The sequence below is a fragment of the Klebsiella sp. PCX genome (assembly GCF_021869705.1).
Taxonomy (GTDB): domain Bacteria; phylum Pseudomonadota; class Gammaproteobacteria; order Enterobacterales; family Enterobacteriaceae; genus Klebsiella; species Klebsiella quasipneumoniae.
Window position 1 is genome coordinate 811,639 of the sequence record NZ_CP091527.1, and the last position, 23,973, is coordinate 835,611.

20 protein-coding genes and 1 riboswitch are annotated in these 23,973 nt (G+C 57.4%); of the genes, 5 read left to right on the forward strand and 15 right to left on the reverse strand.

All coding sequences use genetic code 11. The features are described from left to right. Positions 1 to 8: 8 nt before the first annotated feature. Entirely contained in the window at positions 9 to 1,718 is a 1,710-nt protein-coding gene (araB, locus tag GQR96_RS03775) for a ribulokinase (protein ID WP_017901200.1), read from the reverse strand. A 337-nt stretch (positions 1,719 to 2,055) separates the two neighbouring features. Between araB and araC the strand changes: the two genes are divergently transcribed. After that, positions 2,056 to 2,901 carry an arabinose operon transcriptional regulator AraC gene (gene araC / locus GQR96_RS03780; RefSeq protein WP_004204301.1) on the forward strand — a complete coding sequence of 282 codons (846 nt, stop codon included), beginning with the start codon at positions 2,056 to 2,058 and terminating at the stop codon, positions 2,899 to 2,901. A gap of 128 nt (positions 2,902 to 3,029) precedes the next feature. Next, entirely contained in the window at positions 3,030 to 3,797 is a 768-nt protein-coding gene (locus tag GQR96_RS03785) for a DedA family protein (protein WP_004204302.1), read from the forward strand. Here the strand turns inward: GQR96_RS03785 and thiQ are convergent. The 4 genes from thiQ to sgrR form a co-directional block, all read right to left on the reverse strand. After that, positions 3,784 to 4,485: a thiamine ABC transporter ATP-binding protein ThiQ gene (gene thiQ / locus GQR96_RS03790; protein WP_017901198.1), complete on the reverse strand. Its 702-nt coding sequence runs from the start codon at positions 4,483 to 4,485 to the stop codon at positions 3,784 to 3,786. The two genes, GQR96_RS03785 and thiQ, sit on opposite strands and share 14 nt — an antisense overlap. After that, a complete protein-coding gene (thiP, locus tag GQR96_RS03795) occupies positions 4,469 to 6,079 on the reverse strand; it encodes a thiamine/thiamine pyrophosphate ABC transporter permease ThiP (protein ID WP_069734365.1) in 1,611 nt (536 codons plus the stop codon). Before thiP ends, thiQ begins: the two co-directional genes overlap by 17 nt. After that, positions 6,055 to 7,038, reverse strand: coding sequence for a thiamine ABC transporter substrate binding subunit (gene thiB / locus GQR96_RS03800; RefSeq protein WP_032455549.1), 984 nt, complete (start codon positions 7,036 to 7,038; stop codon positions 6,055 to 6,057). The genes thiP and thiB overlap by 25 nt, the downstream gene beginning before the upstream one ends. Positions 7,039 to 7,070: 32 nt before the next feature. Then, positions 7,071 to 7,290: riboswitch (TPP riboswitch) on the reverse strand. Positions 7,291 to 7,327: 37 nt separating this feature from the next. Further along, on the reverse strand, positions 7,328 to 8,983 hold the full coding sequence (gene sgrR / locus GQR96_RS03805; RefSeq protein WP_065904202.1) for an HTH-type transcriptional regulator SgrR: 1,656 nt from the start codon (positions 8,981 to 8,983) through the stop codon (positions 7,328 to 7,330). Positions 8,984 to 9,070: 87 nt separating this feature from the next. On the opposite strand from sgrR, the gene sgrT reads away from it, so the two are divergent. Together sgrT and GQR96_RS03815 are read left to right on the forward strand one after the other, a co-directional pair. Further along, positions 9,071 to 9,223, forward strand: coding sequence for a glucose uptake inhibitor SgrT (gene sgrT / locus GQR96_RS03810; RefSeq protein ID WP_004204309.1), 153 nt, complete (start codon positions 9,071 to 9,073; stop codon positions 9,221 to 9,223). Between the two features lie 286 nt (positions 9,224 to 9,509). Continuing rightward, entirely contained in the window at positions 9,510 to 10,694 is a 1,185-nt protein-coding gene (locus GQR96_RS03815; protein ID WP_004204311.1) for a sugar efflux transporter, read from the forward strand. Between the two features lie 44 nt (positions 10,695 to 10,738). Here the strand turns inward: GQR96_RS03815 and GQR96_RS03820 are convergent, their stop codons facing one another. Next, on the reverse strand, positions 10,739 to 12,049 hold the full coding sequence (locus GQR96_RS03820; protein WP_004204313.1) for an MFS transporter: 1,311 nt from the start codon (positions 12,047 to 12,049) through the stop codon (positions 10,739 to 10,741). 231 nt (positions 12,050 to 12,280) lie between these two features. Here GQR96_RS03820 and GQR96_RS03825 point away from each other — a divergent pair, with 231 nt between their 5' ends. Continuing rightward, complete coding sequence (locus GQR96_RS03825) at positions 12,281 to 13,177, forward strand: LysR family transcriptional regulator (RefSeq protein ID WP_004204315.1); 897 nt, start codon at positions 12,281 to 12,283, stop codon at positions 13,175 to 13,177. 37 nt (positions 13,178 to 13,214) lie between these two features. On the opposite strand, the gene aroD is transcribed toward GQR96_RS03825, so the two are convergent. The 9 genes from aroD to leuL all read right to left on the reverse strand — a co-directional run bounded on the left by aroD (position 13,215) and on the right by leuL (position 23,395). Next, positions 13,215 to 13,970 (reverse strand): type I 3-dehydroquinate dehydratase, encoded by a 756-nt coding sequence (gene aroD / locus GQR96_RS03830; protein ID WP_004204316.1) that lies wholly within the window; start codon positions 13,968 to 13,970, stop codon positions 13,215 to 13,217. 30 nt (positions 13,971 to 14,000) lie between these two features. Beyond that, on the reverse strand, positions 14,001 to 15,215 hold the full coding sequence (locus tag GQR96_RS03835) for an MFS transporter (RefSeq protein ID WP_057213392.1): 1,215 nt from the start codon (positions 15,213 to 15,215) through the stop codon (positions 14,001 to 14,003). 10 nt (positions 15,216 to 15,225) lie between these two features. Then, entirely contained in the window at positions 15,226 to 16,089 is an 864-nt protein-coding gene (locus GQR96_RS03840; RefSeq protein WP_017901194.1) for a shikimate dehydrogenase, read from the reverse strand. Positions 16,090 to 16,100: 11 nt separating this feature from the next. Then, positions 16,101 to 18,134, reverse strand: a complete 2,034-nt coding sequence (locus GQR96_RS03845) for an oxidoreductase (RefSeq protein WP_048294153.1) — start codon at positions 18,132 to 18,134, stop codon at positions 16,101 to 16,103. 397 nt (positions 18,135 to 18,531) lie between these two features. Next, entirely contained in the window at positions 18,532 to 19,137 is a 606-nt protein-coding gene (gene leuD / locus GQR96_RS03850) for a 3-isopropylmalate dehydratase small subunit (protein WP_004204321.1), read from the reverse strand. A gap of 10 nt (positions 19,138 to 19,147) precedes the next feature. Next, positions 19,148 to 20,548: a 3-isopropylmalate dehydratase large subunit gene (gene leuC, locus GQR96_RS03855; RefSeq protein WP_004177417.1), complete on the reverse strand. Its 1,401-nt coding sequence runs from the start codon at positions 20,546 to 20,548 to the stop codon at positions 19,148 to 19,150. A 2-nt stretch (positions 20,549 to 20,550) separates the two neighbouring features. Next, positions 20,551 to 21,642, reverse strand: coding sequence for a 3-isopropylmalate dehydrogenase (leuB, locus tag GQR96_RS03860; RefSeq protein ID WP_017901193.1), 1,092 nt, complete (start codon positions 21,640 to 21,642; stop codon positions 20,551 to 20,553). Beyond that, positions 21,642 to 23,213, reverse strand: a complete 1,572-nt coding sequence (gene leuA / locus GQR96_RS03865) for a 2-isopropylmalate synthase (RefSeq protein ID WP_065904203.1) — start codon at positions 23,211 to 23,213, stop codon at positions 21,642 to 21,644. The genes leuB and leuA overlap by 1 nt, the downstream gene beginning before the upstream one ends. Before the next feature lie 95 nt (positions 23,214 to 23,308). Next, positions 23,309 to 23,395, reverse strand: coding sequence for a leu operon leader peptide (gene leuL, locus GQR96_RS03870; RefSeq protein ID WP_017901192.1), 87 nt, complete (start codon positions 23,393 to 23,395; stop codon positions 23,309 to 23,311). Between the last annotated feature and the right edge of the window lie 578 nt (positions 23,396 to 23,973).

The window sequence follows — 23,973 nt, forward strand, 5'->3', positions numbered from 1 at the left end:
TCGTATCCTTAATGGGTGAGCGCTGCCTGAGATTGCGGGGCTTTTTCCGCCTTTGCAGCCGAAGGGAGATAGTGTTGTTCGGCGCTGACCGACCACTGTTGGTAGCGCTGATAGAGTTGTTCGAAACGCTGTGCCTGCGCCGGGCGCGGCTGCAGTGTGGTTTCCACCTGGCTTGCCATCCGCTGCTGGGCGGCTGGAATATCCTCATAGACGCCGGCGGCGACGGCGGCGAAGATAGCCGCCCCCAGCGCGCAGCACTGATCGGAGGCGACAATTTGCAGCGGACGGTTCAGCACGTCGCAGCAGGCCTGCATGATGACCTGGTTTTTCCGCGCGATACCGCCAAGCGCCATGACGTTGTTAACCGGGATCCCCTGCTCGGTGAAGCACTCCATAATGGCGCGGGCGCCGAAGGCGGTGGCGGCGATCAGACCGCCGAATAGCGCCGGCGCGTCGGTGGCCAGGTTAAGGTCGGTGATCACCCCTTTCAGGCGCTGGTTGGCATTCGGCGTGCGGCGGCCGTTGAACCAGTCAAGCACCACCGGCAGATGCTCCAGCGATGGATTGTTGGCCCAGGCTTCGGTGAGCGCCGGCAGTAACTGTTTTTGGCTGGCTTTGATTTGCTCCCGCAACGCTGGCTGCTGCTGGGCTAGCTGCTCCAGCGGCCAGCCGAGAATGCGACCGAACCAGGCGTAAATATCGCCGAAGGCGGACTGGCCTGCCTCCATACCGATAAAGTGCGGGACTACGCTGCCGTCGACCTGGCCGCAGATGCCTTTGACCGTGCGGTCGCCGACGCTCTCTTTATCGGCAATCAGAATGTCGCAGGTGGAGGTGCCGATGACTTTCACCAGCGCGTTAGGCTGCGCGCCGGCGCCCACGGCGCCCATATGGCAGTCGAAGGCGCCGCCGGAGATGGCCACGGTCTGCGACAGGCCCAGGCGCTGGGCCCACTCTGCGCTCAGCGTGCCGACCGGCACATCGGCCGTCCAGGTATCGGTGAACAGCGGCCAGGCCAGATGCTGGTTAATGATGGGATCAAGCTCATCGAAGAAGCTGGCCGGCGGCAGACCGCCCCAGCTCTCATGCCACAGGGATTTATGCCCGGCGCTGCAGCGGCCGCGGCGCAGATCCTGCGGACGGGTGGTGCCGGAGAGCAGGGCGGGTACCCAGTCGCAAAGCTCCACCCACGAGGCGGCTGCCTGGGCGACGGCGCTATCTTCCCGGGTGACGTGGAGGATTTTGGCCCAGAACCATTCGCTGGAGTAGATCCCGCCAATATAGCGCGAGTAATCCTCTTTGCCCGGCTGGTGGCACAGGCGGGTGATCGCCTCGGCTTCCTCGACCGCGGTGTGATCCTTCCACAGGACAAACATGGCGTTAGGGTTGTCAGCGAATTCTTCGCGCAGCGCCAGCACGTTGCCCTCGGCATCAACGGGAGCCGGGGTTGAGCCGGTGCTGTCGACGCCAATGCCCACGACGTCGGCGCGCTGTTCGGCGCTCAGGGAGGCAAGTACGCTTTTCAGCGCCGCTTCCATGGACTCGATGTAATCTCGCGGGTGGTGGCGGAACCGGTTGTTAGCGCCATCGCAATACTGTCCTTCCCGCCAGCGCGGATACCACTCCACGCTTGCCGCCAGTTCTGCGCCGGAGGCGCATTCCACCGCCAGGGCGCGGACTGAGTCACTACCAAAGTCGAGGCCAATCGCAATTGCCATCTTGTTACTCCATGCAGAAATCATTCATGCAGCAACAGTAGATATCCCCGGCAAAATCCGTCAGGCCGGATTCGCTAATCTTATGGATTATTTTGCTGTCACCTCGCAAAGTGTGACGTCGTGCAAATATTCGATGTGGACTTTCCTGCCGTATTTATAGACACTTTTGTTACCCGGCATATCACGGTGGAATGCACGCCGCTGGCGCTTTTTTCGCTTGCTGTGCGGCTTTTTAGCGAAATTCCCACTGCCGTCGCAGTCGTGACAGGGCCGAGAGCGATAAAATGATGAATATGGACAATTGGTGTCACTAATACCTTCGGGGAGAACCACGCGTATGGCCGAAACGCAAAACGATCCGCTGCTGCCGGGCTACTCTTTTAACGCTCATCTGGTCACCGGTCTGACGCCGATTGAGGCGCAGGGATACCTGGATTTTTTTATCGACCGCCCGCTGGGTATGAAAGGCTATATCCTCAACCTGACGATCCGCGGCGAGGGGGTGATCAACAACCACGGCGAGCAGTTTGTCTGCCGGCCGGGCGATATGCTGCTGTTCCCGCCGGGGGAGATCCATCACTACGGCCGCCATCCCGACGCCAGCGAGTGGTATCACCAGTGGGTCTACTTCCGCCCGCGCGCCTACTGGCACGAGTGGCTCAACTGGCCGACCATCTTCGCCCAGACCGGCTTTTTCCGTCCGGACGAGCAGTGGCAGGCGCGCTTTGGCGAGCTGTTCGGCCAGATAGTCGATGCCGGACAGGGGGCGGGGCGCTATTCCGAACTGCTGGCGATTAATCTGCTGGAACAGCTCCTGCTGCGGCGGATGGAGGCGATCAACGAATCGCTGCATCCGCCGCTGGATAACCGGGTGCGCGACGCCTGCCAGTACATCAGCGACCATCTGGCGGACAGCCATTTTGATATCGCCAGCGTCGCCCAGCACGTCTGCCTGTCGCCCTCGCGTCTGTCGCACCTGTTTCGCCAGCAGCTGGGGATCAGCGTGCTCGGCTGGCGTGAAGATCAGCGCATCAGCCAGGCCAAACTGTTGCTGAGCACCACGCGGATGCCGATCGCCACCGTCGGGCGCAACGTCGGCTTTGAAGATCAGCTCTATTTTTCCCGCGTATTCAAAAAATGCACCGGCGCCAGCCCGAGCGAATTCCGCGCGGGATGTGAATAAAAAGTAAAGAAAGTGAAATGATGACCCGCTTAAATGTCACAGCCAGTAAACTATTAAGACAATTGTTGGCTTGACGACGGCGCGATGGCTTCGGAGAATCCGGGCTTCGTTTTTTAACCGGGTACATTATGCAAGCATTGCTCGAACACTTTATTACCCAATCCACGGTCTACTCGTTGTTAGCCGTGATGCTGGTGGCCTTTCTCGAGTCGCTGGCGCTGGTGGGGCTTATTTTACCCGGAACGGTGATGATGGCCGGCCTTGGGGCGCTGATTGGCGGCGGTGAGGTTAATTTCTGGCAGGCGTGGCTGGCGGGGATCGTGGGCTGTCTGCTGGGAGACTGGATCTCATTCTGGCTCGGCTGGCGCTTTAAAAAGCCGCTGCACCGCTGGTCGTTCATGAAGAAAAACCGCGCCCTGCTGGAAAAAACCGAGCATGCGCTGCACCAGCACAGCATGATCACCATCCTGATTGGCCGCTTTGTCGGGCCGACGCGTCCGCTGGTGCCGATGGTCGCCGGGATGCTCGACCTGCCGGTGGCCAAATTCGTGCTCCCGAATATTATCGGCTGCCTGCTCTGGCCGCCGCTCTATTTCCTGCCGGGGATTCTCGCCGGCGCGGCGATTGATATTCCGGCCGATGAAAACAGCGCCAGCTTTCAATGGCTGCTGCTGGGGGCGGCGCTGCTGGCCTGGCTGGCGGGGTGGCTGTGCTGGCGGCTGTGGCGGAGCGCGAAAACGTCTGGCGATCGGCTGTCCCGCTGGCTGCCGCGCGGGCGTCTGCTGTGGCTGGCGCCGTGTATGGTCGCGCTGGCGGCAACGGCGTTAACATTTGTCTTCCGCCATCCGCTGATGCCGGTCTATCTGGCGATCCTGCACAAGGTTATCGCGCGCTGATCCCCATCAGATGCGAGGCGCTGCTGCGGCCGCTTAACAGCTCGGCGGTAGCGCCATCCCAGACAATGCGCCCTTCGGCGACCACAATCGAGCGCGGCGCGATGCGCGCGGCATCTTCCACGCTGTGCGAAACCATCAGCAGGGTGAGCTGCTGCTGTTCACAGACATCCGCCACCAGCGCCAGCATCTCCTGACGCAGCGCCGGGTCGAGCGCCGAGAAGGGTTCATCCAGCAGCAGCACCGGCTGCTGGCGCACCAGACAGCGGGCCAGCGCCGCGCGCTGCCGTTGACCGCCGGAGAGCGCTCCCGGCAGGCGGTCAAGCAGGGCATCAATTCCCATCTGGGCGGCAATCGCCGTGACTTTATGCTGCTGTTCGCGGCTCAGTTTCAGGCCAGGGTGGATCCCGAGGCTGATATTCTGCCGAATGGTCAGATGGTTAAACAGGTTATTCTCCTGGAACAGCATCGAGACCGGACGCTGCGCCGGCGGCGTCGCGTGATGCGTCTCGCCGTTAATCTGCAGGCTGCCGCTGGCGGGCGGCAGAAAACCGGCGATCAGATTCAGCAGGGTGCTCTTTCCGGCGCCGCTGGGGCCGAGCACCGCGATGCGCTCGCCGCGCGCGACGTCGAGAGTAAAGCGCATCGGCAGATGTTGGTACAGCCAGGTCACATCATTGAGTTTTAGCATCACGCCCCGGAAGTTTTTCAATCAGCGTAAATAGTAAGAAACAGAGCAGCAGCAGTAGCAGAGCGGTGACGGCGCCGTCCTGGCTGCGGTAGGCGCCTATCTGCTGGTAGAGATAGAAAGGCAGGGTGCGGAACGCCTCGTTGCCGAACAGCGCCACCACGCCGAAGTCGCCAATCGACAGCACGCAGGCGAAGGCTAACGCCTGGGCTAGGGGGCGCCGGAGCGCGCGAAGTTCGATGACCCGCAGTCGCGTCAGGCCTTCGATCCCCAGCGACTGGCACAGCATATTGTAGCGGACGGCAATGTCGCGCATCGGGTTTTCCAGCACTTTAAGCGCGTAGGGGATCGCCATCAGAGCGTTGGTAAAGATGACGATGCCGTCGGCGGACTCCGGCAGGCCGATGCTGTTATTGAGCAGCAGAAAGAAGCCGGTAGCCAGCACGATGCCCGGCATGGCAAGGATCAGCATGCCGCTCAGCTCCATCGCCTGCCCGGCCAGCGGCCGCTGGCGGGCGCGCAGCTCTCGACTGCTCCATAGCAGCATCATTGTCAGGGTCACGCTCAACAGCCCGGCGGCGATGGCGATGCGCAGGGAAGTCGTTAATGCCTGCCAGAGGGCGGGCTGCGCCAGCACGTCCAGCATATTGCGGTTGACCCCGTCGACGATGACCGCCAGCAGCGGCGGCAGCAGCAGCAGCAGGGCGGCGCCGATCAGCAACCCATCGCTCAGCCGGCTATGCAGGCGATCGTCAGGGTCACGCCAGCCGCGGACATGGCTGACGCCGATAGCCACCGCTTTACTGAGGCGCTGGCTGAGCAGCACCAGCCCGAGGCAGCAGAGCATCTGAATCAACGCCAGCATTGCCGCTCGCGCCGGATCGTAGTCAAAGCTCAGCGCCTGGTAGATAGCCAGCTCAATCGTGGTGGCCTTCGGGCCGCCGCCCAGTGACAGCACGGTGGCGAAGCTGGCAAAGCAGAGCATAAAAATCAGCGCGGCGACGGCGGGAATGTGCCGGCGCATCCATGGCCATTCGACGAGGCGGAAGAAGGCATAGCCGCGCATGCCAAGCTGGGCGGCAATTTGCCGCTGCTCGCCGGGAATGTTCTCCAGCGCCTGCAGCAGCAGGCGGGTGGCCATCGGCATATTGAAAAAGACGTGCGCCAACAGGATGCCCTGCAGGCCGTAAGGTGAGAAATCCCACTGCCAGCCAAAAGTGTGAAACAGCGAGGCCAGCCAGCCCTGGCGGCCATAGACGCTGAGGATGCCGAACACCGCCACCAGCACCGGCAGGATCAGGGTCATCGCGCACAGACGCAGCAGCAACGTGCGGCCGGGGAAGCGACGCCGATAAAGCGCGCGGGCGAGAAAGATAGCCGGCCCCACCGAGAGCAGCGCTGACAGCGACGCCTGCCAGAAGGAGAAGCGCACCACATGCCAGAGGTAGCTATCGCTGAAGACCGTCCGCCAGCCCGCGCCGGGCGCGCTGAACCACAGCGCCAGAAACGCCGCCAGCGCGACGGCGAAGAGCAGCGTAGCGGCGAACAGGCCCGGCAGCAGCCCGCTCAGGTTTAGCGGCTGACGGCGCGTTGCCATGCGCTAATCCAGGTCTGACGCTCGCTGGCGACCTGCTGCGGGGTAAACGTCAGCGTGGTCTGCGGTTTTACCAGGCTTGCAAAACCGGCCGGCAGCGCGACCTGGGTCACCGGATACATCCAGTTGCCGGTGGGGATGGCGTTCTGGAAGCCAGGCGAGACCATGAATTTGAGGAATTTTTCCGCCAGTTCCGGCTGCTTGCTGGCGGCGGTGCGGGCGGCAACTTCGACCTGCAGATAGTGGCCTTCGGCGAAGTTCGCCGCCGCATAGTGGTCTTTCTTCTCTTCAATCATGTGGTAGGCCGGCGAGGTGGTGTAGCTCAAGACCAGGTCGCTTTCCCCTTTCAGGAACAGACCGTAGGCTTCGCTCCAGCCCTTGGTGACGGTAACGGTTTTCGCCGCCAGCTTCTGCCAGGCCTCGGGCGCTTTATCGCCATAGACCTTTTGCATCCACAGCAGCAGCCCCAGCCCCGGGGTGCTGGTGCGCGGATCTTCATAGATGACCCGCCATTTTTGCGGGCTCTCGACCAGCTCTTTCAGGCTCTTCGGCGGGTTGGCCAGTTTGTTTTTGTCATAGACGAAGGCGAAATAGCCGTAGTCGTAGGGGACAAAGGTGTCGTTATCCCAGCCGCCCGGCACGCTGACCGCGCTGGCGGGAACCTGGCTTTTAGCGAACAGCTGACTCTGTGCCGCGGCTTCCAGCAGGTTGTTATCCAGGCCCAGCACGACGTCAGCCTTGCTGTTCTTGCCTTCCATGCGCAGACGATTTAGCAGTGAAACGCCATCTTCCAGCGCGACGTACTTCAGCTCGCAGCCGCAGTCCGCTTCAAACGCTTTTTTGACCGCCGGGCCGGGGCCCCAGTCGGCAGAGAAGGAGTCATAGGTATAGACGGTGAGGACAGGCTTAGCCAGAGCGGGCATGGCGACCAGCGCCAGCAGCGGGAGTAATTTTTTCAACACTTTGCACCTCAGAAAAAAGGGGTGGCAAAGGATTTTGAGTGAGCCTCAAATCCCTTCGCCGGCGTTATCCGGATCAGGTTCGACGGGTATTTTCTCAGCCCATACGCTTCATCCTTCAAGCCGCATCTGCGTTAGCTTCGCGCGTTCACCCCAGTCACATAGTTATCTATGCTCCAGGGGATTCACCCGCTTGCTGCCTTGATGCAACTTGAATGATATTGCGTATGTTTATTAGCACCCCGTTGAGAACGGCCTTAGTGTAATGATTTTGTCAGATGACGGAAAGCGCTTACGGCTCCGGCGGCGCAAACCATGCGGATTTAAAATCGAACCAGCCGAGGGTGTTCATCCGCACGCCGCGCATACTGCGCTGGCCCTGAATCATCAGCCAGTGATGGATCAGCGGCACGATATGCTGGCTGGCCAGCAGACGCTGACTCCAGGTGGCCGGATTAAACTCTCCCGCGCGCCAGCGGCTGGCGTCTTCCTGCCAGTCGATGGGGATGCAGCGCTGAATCAGCGGGACTTCGTACAGATAGGCGAAAAGCGAGAATTCGATCGGTAAGGTGAAGTTAACGCTGTTGAGCCAGATATCGCTGACCACCTCGCCGCGATGCCAGGCATCGTACTCCAGCTCCTGGATCTCCAGCTTCACCTGATGCGCGGCCAGCAGGTCGCGCATGATCCCGCCGATCACCCGGTGTTCGACGTGATCGCGGTAATAGGTGAGGGTGACCGTCTCCAGCCCCGCCGGCTTGTCGCTGGCGTGGTTGCTGGCGTGATGCCAGCGCGGCAGCAGGCCGTAGGCGGGAAACCAGTTGCCCTGGTAAAGTTCGCCCGCGTGGTAGAGCAGGTTCGCGGGCTGGAACAGATAGCTTAACCAGCGGCGCACCGCCTCGTTGGCGCCCAGCGGGCTTCGCGAGTCAAACAGCAGGTAGTAGCACCCCTCTTCCAGACGACTCTCCACCGCCTTTTCGCTTTCGGTATTGCCCTGCAGCGTCAGGCCGCCGTTGGGCTCTTCGCTAATTTCCGGTAGCACCCAGACGTTCACCTCATCGATCAGCGCCCGGTAGCCAAAATAGTCCTCAAAGGCGTGGATCTTGAGCTGGTTCTGATTGTTACGCACCACGGCATACGGGCCGGTGCCGACCGGCATCGAAGAAAAGTGGTTCATGGTCTGCCACTCCTGCGGCAGCACCATCGCTGGCACCTGGCCCAGCAGCCAGGGCAGCCAGCGGTCGGGCTGGCGCAGATGAATATCCAGGGTCCAGGCGGTGGGCGACTCGATGCGTTCGATATGCGAATAGAGCGGCAGGGCATTGCTGCGCTGCAGAGAAGCGATCACATCGCTCATCTCCAGCTCACGGCCATGGTGAAAATGGATGCCTGGCCGGAGGAAAAAGCGCCAGTGGGTGGGCGTCAACTGCTGCCAGTGGTGGGCAATATCAGCTTCCAGTTCCCCATTTTCCTCATTTACCCGCGTCAGCGCGCTGAATATTTGCCGGGCGATATGGGTTTCCGAACGTCGCAGCGCGCTGCCGGGCAGTAAATTCTTCATCGGCCGGTAGTAGAGCACGCGCAGGATGTGCCGCCCCTGGCGGAAGCTGCGCCCGAGATGCGAGACCAGCATCTGACGGACGGCGGCTTTATCGCCGACCAGCTGCACCAGCTGATCGATGCGATCCTGTTCAAGCAGATCTTCGGCACGCTGCTGCTGCAGGGCGAGGCCGGTATAGAGAAAGGTCAGCCGCGAGCGTTTTCCGCGGCCAGCCTCCGCCTTCCAGGTCAGCCAGCCGCGGGACTCCATCATATTGAGCAAGGTGCGCATGTGGCGGCGCGAGCAGCTTAGCATTTCCGCAAGCTCGTTGAGGGTGGTCTCCTGCGACTTGCCGTCGCAGCACTGCCATAGACGGATGAACTGTTGTTGCAGACGGCCGGAAGACATAAAAGGGGAACTCCTGCGCAAAACTCAGCAATTTATTACTCCCCATATTAAGCCAATAATGAATCCCGATGAAGCGAGGAGGTGAATATGATGAGGTCTACCGCAAAATCGTTCTACCAGCGCTACTTTTCTGCGACGCAGGAAGCGTCCTGGCTGGCCCGCCTGATGGCAGGACGACAGCAGGAAATCCTGGGCGAACTGATGCAGTGGGGAGTGACGTCAAAGACCTCTGATCATTGACTTGCAGACATCATGTGTGACTGAGTATTGGTGTTATACTCGTCGTTTTTCAAGCTGCAGGTGCGCGCGCTTGCCCGGGTCTATCGCTGTCGATGCTCCCAGAGCCTATGTTCTGGCCGCGTGAATCGCCCCTACGGGACTCACCCTTTCGGAGCCAGCGTAAGCGCTGCGCAAAACGGTTAACCGTTTGTCCTGCAACGTGAAATCCACAGAGTATAGAATCACCCGCCAGCAGAAAGCCTCTGCTGGCTTTTTTCGTTTACTTCGCGTGTGTTAAGGACATTCCATGCTGTGGTTGATGACGATGGGACGACGGCTAAACGGCGTCTATGCCGCCTTTATGCTGGTTGCTTTTATGATGGGCGTGGCGGGCGCATTGCAGGCCCCGACGTTGAGTTTGTTTCTCAGCCGCGAAGTGGGGGCGCAGCCGTTCTGGGTGGGCCTGTTCTACACCGTGAATGCGATAGCCGGGATCCTGGTGAGCCTGGCGCTGGCCAAGCGCTCCGATAGCCGCGGCGACCGGCGGCGGTTAATTATGTTCTGCTGTCTGATGGCGGTAGGCAATGCGCTGCTGTTTGCCTTCAACCGCCACTATCTGACGCTGATCACCTGTGGGGTGATGCTGGCATCCATCGCTAACGCCGCCATGCCTCAGCTCTTTGCCCTGGCGCGGGAATATGCCGACAGCTCGGCGCGGGAAGTGGTGATGTTCAGCTCGGTCATGCGTGCCCAGCTGTCTCTGGCGTGGGTGATTGGCCCGCCGCTGGCCTTTATGCTGGCGCTCAACTATGGCTTTACCACCATGTTCTCTATTGCGGCGGGCATCTTTGCGATCAGCCTGGCGCTGATTGCGGTCAAACTGCCCTCGGTTCCGCGCGTGGAACAGCCCTCGGAAGAGGCGGAGGCGCTGGCGCAGGCCGGCGGCTGGCAGGACAAGAATGTGCGGATGCTGTTTATCGCCTCCACCCTGATGTGGACCTGCAACACCATGTATATCATTGATATGCCGCTGTGGATCAGCAGCGATCTCGGGCTTCCCGACAGTCTGGCCGGGATCCTGATGGGCACCGCCGCCGGCCTGGAGATTCCGGCGATGATCCTCGCCGGCTACTACGTGAAGCGCTTTGGTAAACGTAAAATGATGGTAGCGGCGGTGGCGGCCGGTGTGCTGTTTTATCTGGGGCTGATCCTGTTTCATGCCCGAACGGCGCTGCTGGCCCTGCAGCTGTTCAACGCCATTTTTATCGGCATAATCGCCGGGATCGGCATGCTGTGGTTCCAGGATTTAATGCCGGGACGCGCGGGGGCGGCGACCACCCTGTTTACCAACAGTATTTCCACTGGCGTGATCCTCGCCGGCGTGATGCAGGGGGCGCTGTCGCAGAGCTATGGCCACGCCAGCGTCTACTGGACGATCGCCGCGATTTCGCTGGTGACGCTGTTTTTAACCAGCAAGGTGAAAGATATCTGACCGTCCTCTTCGCCCCGGCGTGCAATTCGCCGGGGCCGCCGTCTTTACTTCAGTTCGATTCGCTTGATGTCGCCGATGATAAAAATGTAGGCAATCACGCCGATCAGCGCCGTCAGGCCGACGTAGATCAGTGCGTAAAAGAAGTTACCCGTTGCGGAGATAATCACGCCAATTATCAGTGGGGCTATAATCGACGCCATATTAGCGCAGAAATTAAATATCCCGCCGGTCAGGCCTGCCATATTTTCCGGGGCAATATCAGAAATTAACGTCCAGCCCAGACCAACCATTCCCTGACCAAAAAATGCCACTGACATAATAATAATAACGGTGCTGTTGGCGCTCACCCAGTTCGCCGCAATAATACAGCTGGAGAGTAATAATCCGGAAATTATTGGTAACTTCCGACTGATATTGACGGAGCCGGTTCGCTTCAGCAGTCGGTCCGAGATCCAGCCGCCGAAGAGGATGCCGATGGCGGCGGCGAGAAACGGCCAGGTGGCGAAGAAGCCAACGTGCAGCCAGGGAAGATGGCGCTCGTTGGCCAGATAGCTGGGAAACCACGTCAGGAAAAACACCAGCGTGGTGTTGCCCGCAAACTGACCCAGACTGGCGCCGAGGATCTGGCGACAGCCCAGCAGGCGCCTGGCGTCACGCCAGTTAAATGGAACGTTCTGGATTTTATTGTTAATACCGTTTGCGCCGATATAATCCAGCTCCGCTTGATTAGCCGTGCGCGATTCATGGGGTTCGTGATAAAAACGCCACCACACCAAAGTAAATAAAATACCTAATCCTCCGGTGAGGAAAAAAAGCGTTCTCCAGCCGTGATGTTCGAGGATTAAAAATAACAGCGGTGAGAAGGCCGCCAGTCCTATATATTCACCAACCGTATATGTTGCCGTCGCCCGTGCGCGCTCATGCTGCGGGAACCAGGTGCTGACGATGCGGCTGTTGGCCGGGAAGCAGGGCGCTTCACTGACGCCAAGTCCCAGGCGCAGAAGCAGCAGAGATTTAAGCCCGAGGGTGAAACTTTGCAGCAGGGTAAACAGCGACCAGAAGAAAATTGACAGGGCATAGGTCAGTTTGTTGCCGAAGCGGTCTAAAAACATGCCGCCGGGGATCTGCGCCAGGGCATAGGTCCAGGCAAAGGCGGAGAAAATGATGCCCATCATCGCCGGATCGATATGAATTTCCTGGGTTAACTGTGGGGCAACGATACCGAGGATGGTGCGGTCGAGATAATTGATCATCGTTCCGACGGACAACAGCAGTAAAATAACTATCCGAACGCGGCTTCTTTTTTTCGTCCCTGATGAGGAAGTGAGGACTTCCTGAGAGTTTGACATACTCATAGCGAGTTCCTTTAAAGTTTAAAATATTTTTGCATATATTTGTATATGCAAAAATATCTCCGGGAACTATAGGTAGTATCTATGAATGGCAACGCTTTGTGGCACATTCATACGCTTCAGAAAATAATATTTGATACACCGCCGATATTTACCCGCTCATGCGCATTATTGGTGGCTTGCATGGTATATTAGCATCAGTGGATTTATTCTTATATTATACGGGCAAAAATAATGAACCTAAAGCAACTTTATTATTTTAAACGTCTGTCTGAAACTGAACATTATACCGAAGCGGCCTCCAGTCTGTGCATCACTCAGCCTTCGCTAAGCCATGCGATATCAGAGCTGGAGAAGGAGTTAGGGGTCGCGCTGTTCGCCAGACAGGGACGGAACGTTAAAATTACGCAAAACGGCAAGCGTTTTCTGCCGTATGTCGAAGATGCCCTGGCCTCACTGGAAAATGGCCGCACAGTTTTGCAAAAAAACGGCGCTGAAAATAAAGAAAACATTCGTATCGCCTTTATTTACACGATGGGCGAATATGTTGTTCCGCAGTTAATTAATAAATATTCTCTTTCACCTGAGTTTCACAATGTGACTTTTTCTTTTACTCAAGGGACCTCGCTGACGCTGTTGCAGGAGCTGAAAGCGGGAAAAGTCGATCTGGCGATCTGCTCTTATATTGCCGATGAGCCAGATATCGATTTTATTCCGGTTATTCAGCAGGAGCTGGTGGTGGTGACCGCCAGGGATCATCCGCTGGCCCGTCTGTATGAACATGAAGTCGACCTCGTGGAGACGATTCATTATCCCTATATCTATTTTTCAGAAAATAGCGGCTTACGTCCGTTTATCGATAATGTATTTATGCAGCAAAAGCTGGTGCCGGAGATTGCCTGCTACGTGGAAGAGGATACCGCGATGGCCGGGCTGGTCAGCATTGACTACGGGATCGCGATCATGCCGCGGATCTCGGCGCTCTCCCATTACAACGTCCATATCCTGAAGATTAAAAACACCCTCCCTCCGCGCTATATCTATCTGGCGACCATGAAAGACCGGGGACTTTCCCCGGCGCTGCAGTCGTTTAAAAATGTGGTCATCCACGACAGCCAGAAGATCTGTTAGCGAATAGCCCGGAGTGGTCCTCCGGGCTAAGGGGTTATCAGGAGAGAATATCCATCACTTCACGCAGCTTATTGATGGCGATCTGTCCCGGCGCGGAAGCTTGACCCACGGTACCGAAGGTCATGGCTGAGCCAAAAAGACGCCCGGTCACCCGGCTGACGCCGCCTGATTTTCCCATCGACATGGTGATCAGCGGGCGGGTGGCATACTTCTCTTTCATGGTCAGCGTGGCGGCGAGCAGGGTCAGAACGTCCTGCGGCGATTGCGGCATCACCGCGATCTTCGGCAGATCGGCACCCAGATCCTGCATGCGGCGCAGGCGATAGATGATATCTTCCTGGGCGGGGGTTTTATGAAAATCATGGTTACTCATGATCACTTTGACACCCGCGGCATGCGCATCGTCAACCAGCGCGCGGATCTGCGCTTCATCATTGAACAGCTCGACATCGATGACATCAACCAGTCCACTGCGCGCCGCTTCGCGGTTGAGCGCGAAGTAGGCATCGTCGCTGAGCTCGGTCTCGCCGCCTTCTTTCTTGCTGCGGAAGGTGAACAGCAACGGCAGGGCTTTCAGCGCACCACGGATTTCCGCCAGCGCGGCCATCACCTGGGCCATCTCTCTGACCTGCGTAAAGTGGTCAACGCGCCATTCGATGATATCGGCGCCGGCGTCGACCAGGCCGTGGGCGTTACCCAGTATTTCATCCAGCGTTTTGCCGATCAGCGGTACACAAATTAAGGTTTCCCCTTCCTGGAAGGTGATGTTCTTTACGGTAACTGCATTTGTCATGTAGGCATCCATTATTATTCGCGTTGAACCTCAGGCGGTGACTGCGGTGGGTGATACTTTTTGCGCCGCCCGAGCCTGCAGTTGACGATAGCCGATGTACAGGGCGATCACAAAGCCGATCACGGCGATCGCAAAATCAAACCACATAATGCTGGCAATACTGATCTGCGAAAGTTTGGCGGTGATCAGCGGGATCGTGAAGCTGGCGATACTGCCGGCGGTGTAGAAGATCCCGGTTGCCTTGCCTTTCCCGTTCGGGAAGCTCATCGCCATGATCGTCGCTCCCAGCTGTAGCACTCCGCCCGCGGCGGCAAAGCCGATGACAAAGGCGAAGCCGGTAACCATCATCGGCGTCGGGAACAGGCACACCAGCAGCAGCGAGACCATCGACAGGCCAGTATAGATGATCATGGCGACGGCAGAGCTGAACACCTCTTTGACGAAGGCAGCAGTCACGAAGACGCAGACCAACGACCCAACGGTATAGATGCTGAGCAGCTTAATCGCCGAGGCATAGGGCAGCCCGACCACGAACTGGCCGTACTGCGCCAGCCACTGGCTGACCAGATAGAACGTCGCCATGCCGATATAGCCGTACAGCGTGAAGATCATCATATCCAGTTTGTTGGCCTGCGGACGGGCGAACGTTTCCGCCTGTGGCTCAGGAGATTCCTCTTTTTTCGCTGCCTGGCTGTCAGGGAATGGCATTTTAAGCAGGTAAATCCCGCTCAGTACAAAGAGCGCCGCCGCAATCACGAACGACCAGCCGAACCATAGATTCGCCCAGATCAGGAAGCTGATAATGAACGGCAGCAGGAACTGTCCGGCGGAAACGAAGGCTTTGATCAGCACGTTGGCCCGGCTGGCGGAGTGCGGGAAAGATTCCATCAGCGCCGGATAGGTGCCGGAGTCGAGGAAGCTGTTCGCCAGGCCCGCCATAATGCCGAAGACATAGGCCAGATAGATATTTTTGGTCAGCAGAATGCCGATAAAAAAGATCAGATAGCTGAGGATCCCCAGATAGATAAAGGGCTTGCGACCGAAGCGATCCGAGAGAAATCCGGTCACGATGGTCGCTAACTTACCAATACCTAACGAGGAGATAACGATCGATACGCCGGCTTTATCTGTTCCCCACTGTTCCTGAAGATGGGCCATGTTGAGGGTGATTAACAGCACCCCCATGCCGTGGATCAGGTAGTTGAGGTACAGCCCTGCCGCGGTAGGGACGTATTTATTTTTCATCGCTTGCCCCTTAGAACAGGATGCTTTTGATGTAATCAACCGGCATCTGTTTACCCGTCCAGATTTCGAACGCGCGCGCGCCTTGCCACAGCATCATCCCGAGGCCGTTTAGCGTGCGGCAGCCTTTTTTCTCAGCCACTTCCAGCAGGTGGGTTTTGCGCGGGTTGTATACGACGTCGGAGACGATCAGATCCGGACGCAGGAAGCTGTCGTCCGGCAGCAGCATCTGGCCTTCGAACGGCTTCATGCCGACCCCGGTGGCATTGGTCAGGATCACGCTGCTATCGATTTCGGCACGCAGTTTGTCATGATCGTCAAGATCGAACAGATGGATCTCACAGCGCGTGTTGTTGCGGATCTTGGCGACCGTTTCTTCGGCGTTGGCGAAGAATTTATCGCGACGGTTGAAGATGGAAATCGCCTTCACGCCATCCAGTGCCGCCTGGACGCAGAGTGCGGTCGCCGCGCCGCCGGCACCGAGCACGGTCATCTTCTTGCCAATGATATCGATACCCGCTTCGCTAAGGGCGCGCATATAGCCGGTGCCGTCGGTGATATGCCCGGTCAGGACGCCGTCGTCATTGACCACGGTATTCACCGCCCCGACCAGCTGCGCCGCCGGCGACAGCTTATCGAGATACTGGCAAATCTCGGTTTTGTTCGGCATAGAGACATTAAAGCCGCGCAGCTTCAAAGCCCGGAAGCCCTGGACAACGTCTTTCAGCTCCTGATTACCGACTTCAAAAGCCAGGTAGACGTAGTCCAGCCCGAGATGGGCGAAAGCCTCGTTGTGCATGGTGGGCGACATGCTGTGGCGAATCGGGGTGGCTATCAGACCAATCAGCTCAGTGTGTCCAGTAATACGTTCTGCCATGACAAAAATCCTCAATAAGTTAGAAAGGGAATTCGTTGTGCTTCGCGGCTGCCCAGCGCACCCATGTCTTCGAGGGTGTCCAGCACGTTGCGGCCTTCGCGGATGCCGTCGATAATGCGTCGCGCCATCACGCTGTCGCCGATATTCATGATTTTGACGTTATTGGCATTGGCCCAGCGTTCGATCTCGTCGAGACCCGTCCGGTTGGCGCGCATCCCCAGACAGACAAAGCCGTAGTCGAAGGGGATATCGAAGGTGTGCTGTGTATTTTTCACCTGGAAATGGTCGGCAGCCACCGCCATCAGTTGCGTATTCATGTGCTGTTCGACCTGGTGCTCGTCGAGCATGGTCAACATGGCATTCTTGGTAATGATGTCGAGATCGCGACCGGCGGCGTCCTGCATTTCGATTAAGACCGCCTGCGCGCCGCGAGCGGTAAAGTATTCGATGACGTCGAGGCCAACGGCGCCCGCGCCGACAACGGCGATGCGTTTGCCCTCGACATGGGTAAATTTCGCCAGATTGTCGATCATGCCGGTAATGGAGAAGACTTTGCCTTCCGCGGCGTCAATATTCTCCCGCAGTCCAGCAATGGGCGGCAGCAGGGGGGTTGAGCCGGTGGCATTGACGATCAGATGTGGACGCAGGGCGGAAACCGAGGCCACGTCTGCCCGTTTGCCGACCTGCAGCATCAGGTTGTCCAGCGCGGCGATGCGGTTTTTCATAAACTGCGGGAAATCCGCGATGCGTTTTTTCTCCGGCAGACGGGCGATATCGCTGGCGAGACCGCCGACGTGATTTTTCGCCTCCAGCAGCCAGGTGTGGCAGCCGACTTCCGCCGCGGTGCAGGCGGCCTCCATCCCGGCAGTGCCGGCGCCGATGACGACCACGTTCGTTTCGCGATTAACGCGCCGCGTTTTGTAGGCATCGCCGTGAATGATGTCCGGGTTAATTGAACAGCGCAGCGGACGCGAGCGGGCGATGCGATGGTCGGCGCAGCCGATGTTGCAGGAGATGCATTTGCGCATCAGGCGCTCTTTACCGCTTTGCACCTTCTGCACCCACTCCGGCTCGGCAATCAGACCGCGACCAATGGCAATGAGATCGGCATCGCCGCTGGCGAGGATATCCTCGGCCACCTGCGGGGTACGGATATTGCCGGCGATGACCGTGGGCTTATGGAATTTATCGCGCACCGCGCGGGAGAGGTAACGCTTCCAGCCATCCTCCAGCGACATCTGGTCGATTTGCAGATTCAGGTTGTCGTTCTGCGCCGCCGAGACGTTGATGATATCGACCTTCTCCTGACAGAGCTCAAGGATGCGCAAGGAATCTTCGAGGGTATTGCCGCCTTTGAGGAAGTCGTCGGCGCTGATGCGCAGGCTGACCGGAAAACGTGGCCCGACGCAGGCGCGAACTTTATCGACAATCAGACCTAATATTCGAGTGCGGTTTTCGACGCTGCCGCCAAATTCATCGGTGCGTTTGTTAAATAACGGCGATAAAAACTGGCTAATTAAATAGGAGTGGCCGGCATGAATTTCGACGCAGTCAAAACCCGCGCGACGAACGCGCTCTGCGGCGTCCCCGAATTTTTCCACCGCGTGATAAATTTCCTCATGGGTCATTGGCCGCGGAATATTACCGTGCTTTTTCGAGGGCGTCGTCGAGGAGGAGAGCGGTGTCTGACCCTCGAGGCGGTAGGCATAAGCGGAAGCGCCAGCGTGATTTAACTGAATGGATACGCAGGCGCCGTGTTTATGCAGGGTCTCGGTTAATTTAAACAGCCGCGGGATATATTGATCGTTATCGATCCGCAGTTGGGTGGTGCCGTTGGAAGCGAAAGGGAAATCAATACAGATGTTTTCGATGGTGATAAGACCGGTGCCGCCTTTGGCCCGTAGTTCGTAGTATTCCAGCTGTTCCTGCGAGACCTCGCCATTGAGCGTAGCCATATTGGTGCCCATCGGGGGCATAATAATGCGGTTTTTTAGCGTCATGCCGTTGATGGTCAACGGACTGAAAAGGTGCGGATAGTGGCTCATCTCTTCTCTCCCCAGGAGGCCGGGAGGCCGCTATGCGGGGGCCCGGGCGTGTCCTTAGTTAATATTTCTCTGTGGAAAAAGATAGCGAGGGGAAAAATTGAAAAATAATGTTTTTTTTTGCTGTGAGCTATAGGGGTTCTCTATGAGATTAACGCTTCTTTCACATTGTTATATTTTTATATTAAACACTCATACCTTATTTTTACTTGCAGTGAAGGGTTAATACATAAACCGCGCAGGTCAGGGGGAAGAAAGCGAAATCATTCGTCTTTATCGCGTGGGGCAGGCCAACGTCATGGGCTGACGTTCGAAGAATTAATATTGTTTTTTGTGCGTGAGATCTCAATTTTCTGCCGCAATAAATTAAAAAGCCCGGTCAAATGACCGGGCGCGAAACTTAATTCATAAACGCCGGCAGCTTGTGCTCATAGTCGGAAATCGCCGCTTCATGTTGCAGCGTCAGGCCGATGCTATCCAGGCCATTAAGCATGCAGTGGCGACGGAAATCGTCGATCTTAAAGCTGTAGGTTTTATCCCCCGCTTTCACCACCTGCGCTTCCAGGTCCACTTCAAACGTAATGCCCGGGTTGGCCTGCACCAGTCTGAACAGCTCGTCGACCTGCTCATCGCTCAGCGTCACCGGCAGCAGCTGGTTGTTGAAGCTGTTGCCGTAGAAAATATCGGCAAAGCTTGGGGCGATAACGACTTTAAAACCGTAATCGGTCAGCGCCCACGGCGCATGCTCGCGGGAGGAGCCGCAGCCGAAGTTTTCCCGCGCCAGCAGGATAGAGGCGCCTTTGTACTCAGGAAAGTTCAGCACGAACTCCGGGTTCGGCTGTTGACCTTTATCATCGAGGAAGCGCCAGTCGTTGAACAGGTGCGCGCCAAAGCCGGTGCGGGTCACTTTCTGCAGAAACTGCTTGGGAATGATCGCGTCGGTATCGACGTTTGCAGCATCCAGCGGAACCACCAGGCCGGTATGTTGGGTAAATTTCTCTGCCATGATGGTCTCCTTACTTCAGATTACGGATATCGGCGAAATGGCCGGTCACAGCCGCCGCCGCGGCCATTGCCGGGCTCACCAGGTGCGTGCGTCCGCCGCGGCCCTGACGGCCTTCAAAATTACGGTTGCTGGTGGAGGCGCAGCGCTCGCCCGGGTTCAGGCGGTCGTTGTTCATCGCCAGACACATCGAGCAGCCCGGTAAGCGCCACTCAAAGCCGGCTTCGATAAAGATCTTATCCAGGCCTTCCGCTTCCGCTTGCGCTTTCACCGGACCGGAACCTGGTACCACCAACGCCTGGACGCCCGGCGCCACTTTACGCCCTTTGGCGATTTCCGCCGCTGCGCGCAAATCTTCGATACGCGAGTTGGTACAGGAGCCGATGAACACTTTATCGATAGCCACTTCCGTCAGCGGGATGCCGGATTTCAGTCCCATATAGGCCAGCGCTTTCTCAGCGCTGGCGCGTTCCACCGGGTCGCTGAATGACGCAGGATCGGGGATATTATCGGTGACCGAAATCACCTGGCCTGGGTTGGTGCCCCAGGTCACCTGCGGAGCAATCTCAGCCGCCTGCAGCGTCACCACGGTGTCAAATGTGGCGCCGTCGTCGGTTTTCAGGGTTTTCCAGTACGCCACCGCATCGTCAAAATCTTTGCCTTTCGGCGCGTGCAGACGGCCGCGTACGTAATTGAAGGTGGTTTCATCCGGCGCGACCAGGCCCGCTTTGGCGCCCATCTCGATCGCCATGTTGCACAGGGTCATGCGACCTTCCATGCTCAGATCGCGGATCGCTTCGCCGCAGAATTCCACCACGTGGCCGGTGCCGCCGGCGCTGCCGGTTTTACCAATGATCGCCAACACGATATCTTTGGCGGTGATGCCCGGCGCCGCTTTGCCTTGCACTTCGATTTTCATGGTTTTCGCACGACCCTGTTTCAGGGTCTGGGTCGCCAGCACATGTTCCACTTCGGAAGTGCCGATGCCGAAGGCCAGCGCGCCGAACGCGCCGTGGGTGGCGGTATGGGAGTCGCCGCATACAATGGTCATCCCCGGCAAGGTCACCCCTTGTTCCGGGCCCATTACGTGAACGATGCCCTGGTACGGGTGATTCAGGTCGTACAGCTCAACGCCGAACTCTTTACAGTTCTTAATCAGCTCCTGCATCTGAATGCGGGCCATCTCGCCGGACGCGTTAATGTCTTTGGTCTGCGTCGAGACGTTGTGATCCATGGTGGCGAAGGTTTTACCCGGCTGGCGCACCTGGCGGCCGTGGGCGCGCAGGCCGTCAAAGGCCTGCGGGGAGGTAACTTCATGCACCAGATGGCGGTCGATATACAACAGCGGGGTTTCGTTTTGCGCCTCATACACCACGTGCGCATCAAACAATTTTTCGTATAACGTCTTCGCCATGATTACACCCCTTCTGCGACATAGCGGGCAATGATATCGCCCATTTCATCAGTGCTGACCGCCGCCGTGCCGCGCGCTAAGTCGCCGGTACGAACCCCTTCCTCCAGAGCGCGGTTAATCGCGCTTTCAATTGCGCTCGCCGCCTCGTTAGCGTCAAGGCTATAGCGCAGCAGCAGCGCCAGGGAGAGGATCTGCGCAATCGGGTTAGCGATATTTTTGCCAGCGATATCCGGCGCCGAGCCGCCTGCAGGCTCGTACAGCCCGAAACCTTGTTCGTTAAGGCTGGCGGACGGCAGCATACCCATCGAGCCGGTGATCATTGCGCACTCGTCGGAGAGGATGTCGCCGAACAGGTTGGAGCACAGCAGCACGTCGAACTGAGACGGATCTTTAATCAGCTGCATGGTGGCGTTATCGATATACATATGCGCCAGCTCAACGTCCGGATACTCTTTGCCGATCTCACTGACGATTTCGCGCCACAGAATAGAGGACTGCAGAACGTTGGCTTTATCGATGGAGGTCACTTTGTGACGACGTTTACGGGCAGATTCAAAAGCGATGCGCGCGATACGTTCGATTTCAAAGCGGTGATACACCTCGGTATCAAAAGCTTTCTCATGCTGACCGCTGCCTTCGCGGCCTTTCGGCTGGCCGAAGTAGATGCCGCCGGTCAGTTCGCGAACGCAGAGAATGTCGAAGCCGTTGGCGGCGATGTCGGCGCGCAGTGGGCAGAACTCTTCCAGCCCCTGATACAGTTTGGCCGGGCGCAGGTTGCTGAACAGTTTAAAGTGTTTACGCAGCGGCAGCAGGGCGCCGCGCTCTGGCTGTTCTGCGGGCGGCAGGTGTTCCCACTTCGGGCCGCCGACGGAGCCGAACAGGATCGCGTCCGCCTGCTCGCATCCGGCGACCGTCGCCTGCGGCAGGGGAGTTCCCTGACGGTCGATGGCCGCGCCGCCGACGTCGTACTGGCTGGTGGTAATGTGCATGGCAAAACGTTGGCGCACGGCTTCCAGTACTTTCATCGCCTGGTTCATCACTTCCGGGCCAATGCCATCACCCGGCAAAACGGCAATATGGTAATTCTTCGACATTACACGGTTTCCTTATTGTTCTCTTTATTCTGAGCTTTGCGTTGCAATTCTTTTTCGACTTCGGCGGCGCGCCAGATGTTGTTCAGCACATGAACCATCGCTTTGGCTGACGACTCTACGATATCCGTTGCCAGACCAACGCCGTGGAAACGGCGGCCGTTGTAGTCAACGACGATATCCACCTGGCCCAGGGCGTCTTTGCCGTGGCCTTTCGCGCTTAAGCCATATTTCACTAATTCAATGTTGTAATTGGTGACGCGGTTAATCGCCTGGTAGATAGCATCGACCGGACCGTTGCCGTTGGCGGCTTCAGTTTTGATCTCATCCCCACAGACCAGTTTGATCGAGGCGGTGGCGATATCGCTGGAGCCGGACTGAACGTTGAAGTAATCCAGGCGGAAATGCTCTGGCTCTTCCTGCTGCTTGTTGATAAAGGCCAGCGCTTCCAGATCGTAATCGAAGACCTGTCCTTTTTTGTCCGCCAGCTTCAGGAACGCGTCATACAGATGATCCAGGTTGTAATCGCTCTCCTGGTAGCCCATCTCTTCCATCCGGTGTTTCACCGCCGCGCGGCCGGAACGGGAGGTCAGGTTCAACTGCACCTGGTTCAGACCGATGGATTCCGGGGTCATGATCTCGTAGTTTTCGCGGTTCTTCAGCACGCCGTCCTGGTGGATACCGGAGGAGTGGGCGAAGGCGCCGGTGCCGACGATGGCTTTGTTCGCCGGGATCGGCATGTTGCAGATCTGGCTGACGGTCTGGCTGGTGCGCCAGATTTCATGGTGGTTGATATTGGTGTGCACGTTCATGATGTCTTTGCGCACTTTAATCGCCATGATGACCTCTTCCAGCGCGCAGTTGCCGGCGCGCTCGCCGATACCGTTCATCGCGCCTTCTACCTGGCGAGCTCCGGCGTGGACCGCGGCGAGGGCGTTGCCGACGGCAATGCCCAGGTCATCATGGGTGTGAACGGAGATAATGGCTTTGTCGATATTCGGTACGCGCTCATACAGGCCGCTGATAATGTTGGCGTACTCGAACGGCATGGTGTAGCCGACGGTATCCGGAATATTTATGGTGGTGGCGCCAGCGTTAATCGCTGCTTCCACGACGCGAGCCAGGTCAGCTATTGGCGTACGGCCGGCGTCTTCACAGGAGAATTCGACATCGTTAGTGTAAGTGCGCGCCCGCTTCACCATATAAACCGCTCGCTCAATGACTTCATCCAGGGTGCTGCGCAGTTTGGTGGCGATATGCATCGGCGAGGTGGCGATGAAGGTGTGGATACGGAACGCTTCGGCCACCTTTAAGGATTCCGCCGCCACGTCGATATCTTTCTCAACGCAACGCGCCAGAGCGCATACGCGGCTGTTTTTGATGGTGCGCGCGATGGTCTGCACGGATTCAAAATCGCCCGGAGAAGAAACCGGGAAACCGACTTCCATCACGTCAACACCCATGCGCTCGAGGGCCAGAGCGATCTGCAGCTTCTCTTTGACACTCAGGCTTGCCTGTAACGCTTGTTCGCCATCACGTAAGGTCGTATCGAAAATAATGACTTGCTGGCTCATGGTTTGGATCCTTAGTCTGTGTCCTGGCGCCTTGTTGACGAGCATAAAAAAACCCGCGCCAAGGCGCGGGTTTTATAGTCTTGCTGGAAGATGACTTAACGCTGAACGTCGCCCAACAGCCTACCGCGCAAATGGCATGCGTTTAGTAGTAGTAGGCTGGTGATGCGAGTGGTGCGAATCATTGCGTCAAACTCCAGATGAAATCGTTATGCTTTTAGAGTTACTGGATAGCCGTTTCAAAGTCAACCCCTGGCATGGAAAAAGCGTTTTTGGTCCACGGCGTGAATTAGCTAATTGTGCTGATGTTTGCCCTTTTTTGCCGAAGATCCTTTTTTGGCCCTGCGGGAGCGCACTGGGATATGTTTCATTTGACAATGTACTTTGCATTAAAGGCTTCGCTCACGATGCGCCGCGAGCGAGGCGGCAAAAAATCGCTATCTAAATGAAAAGATTATATTTATTTTTCGTGTGAATATCTCCACCCCTTAACGGCTCTTTTTTCAATGATAAATGGTTGTTAATTTTATGGGGTAGAAAATAAAATGCTTTATTATTGCTTAAGTTACAGTTAATCATTGGTGTTGTTTTTATTTTTCTGAATTATGGTTAAACTCATCATCATTAAGTAACTAGTATGGTTTGAGCAGTTCACCTATTCTGGCGGTACCGGATTTACACTGCCACTCATAGCCTTGATATATTCCTAAAATACACCTTTGCTATTTTGCAAATGTCATTAGCATGATAAATGATATTTTCG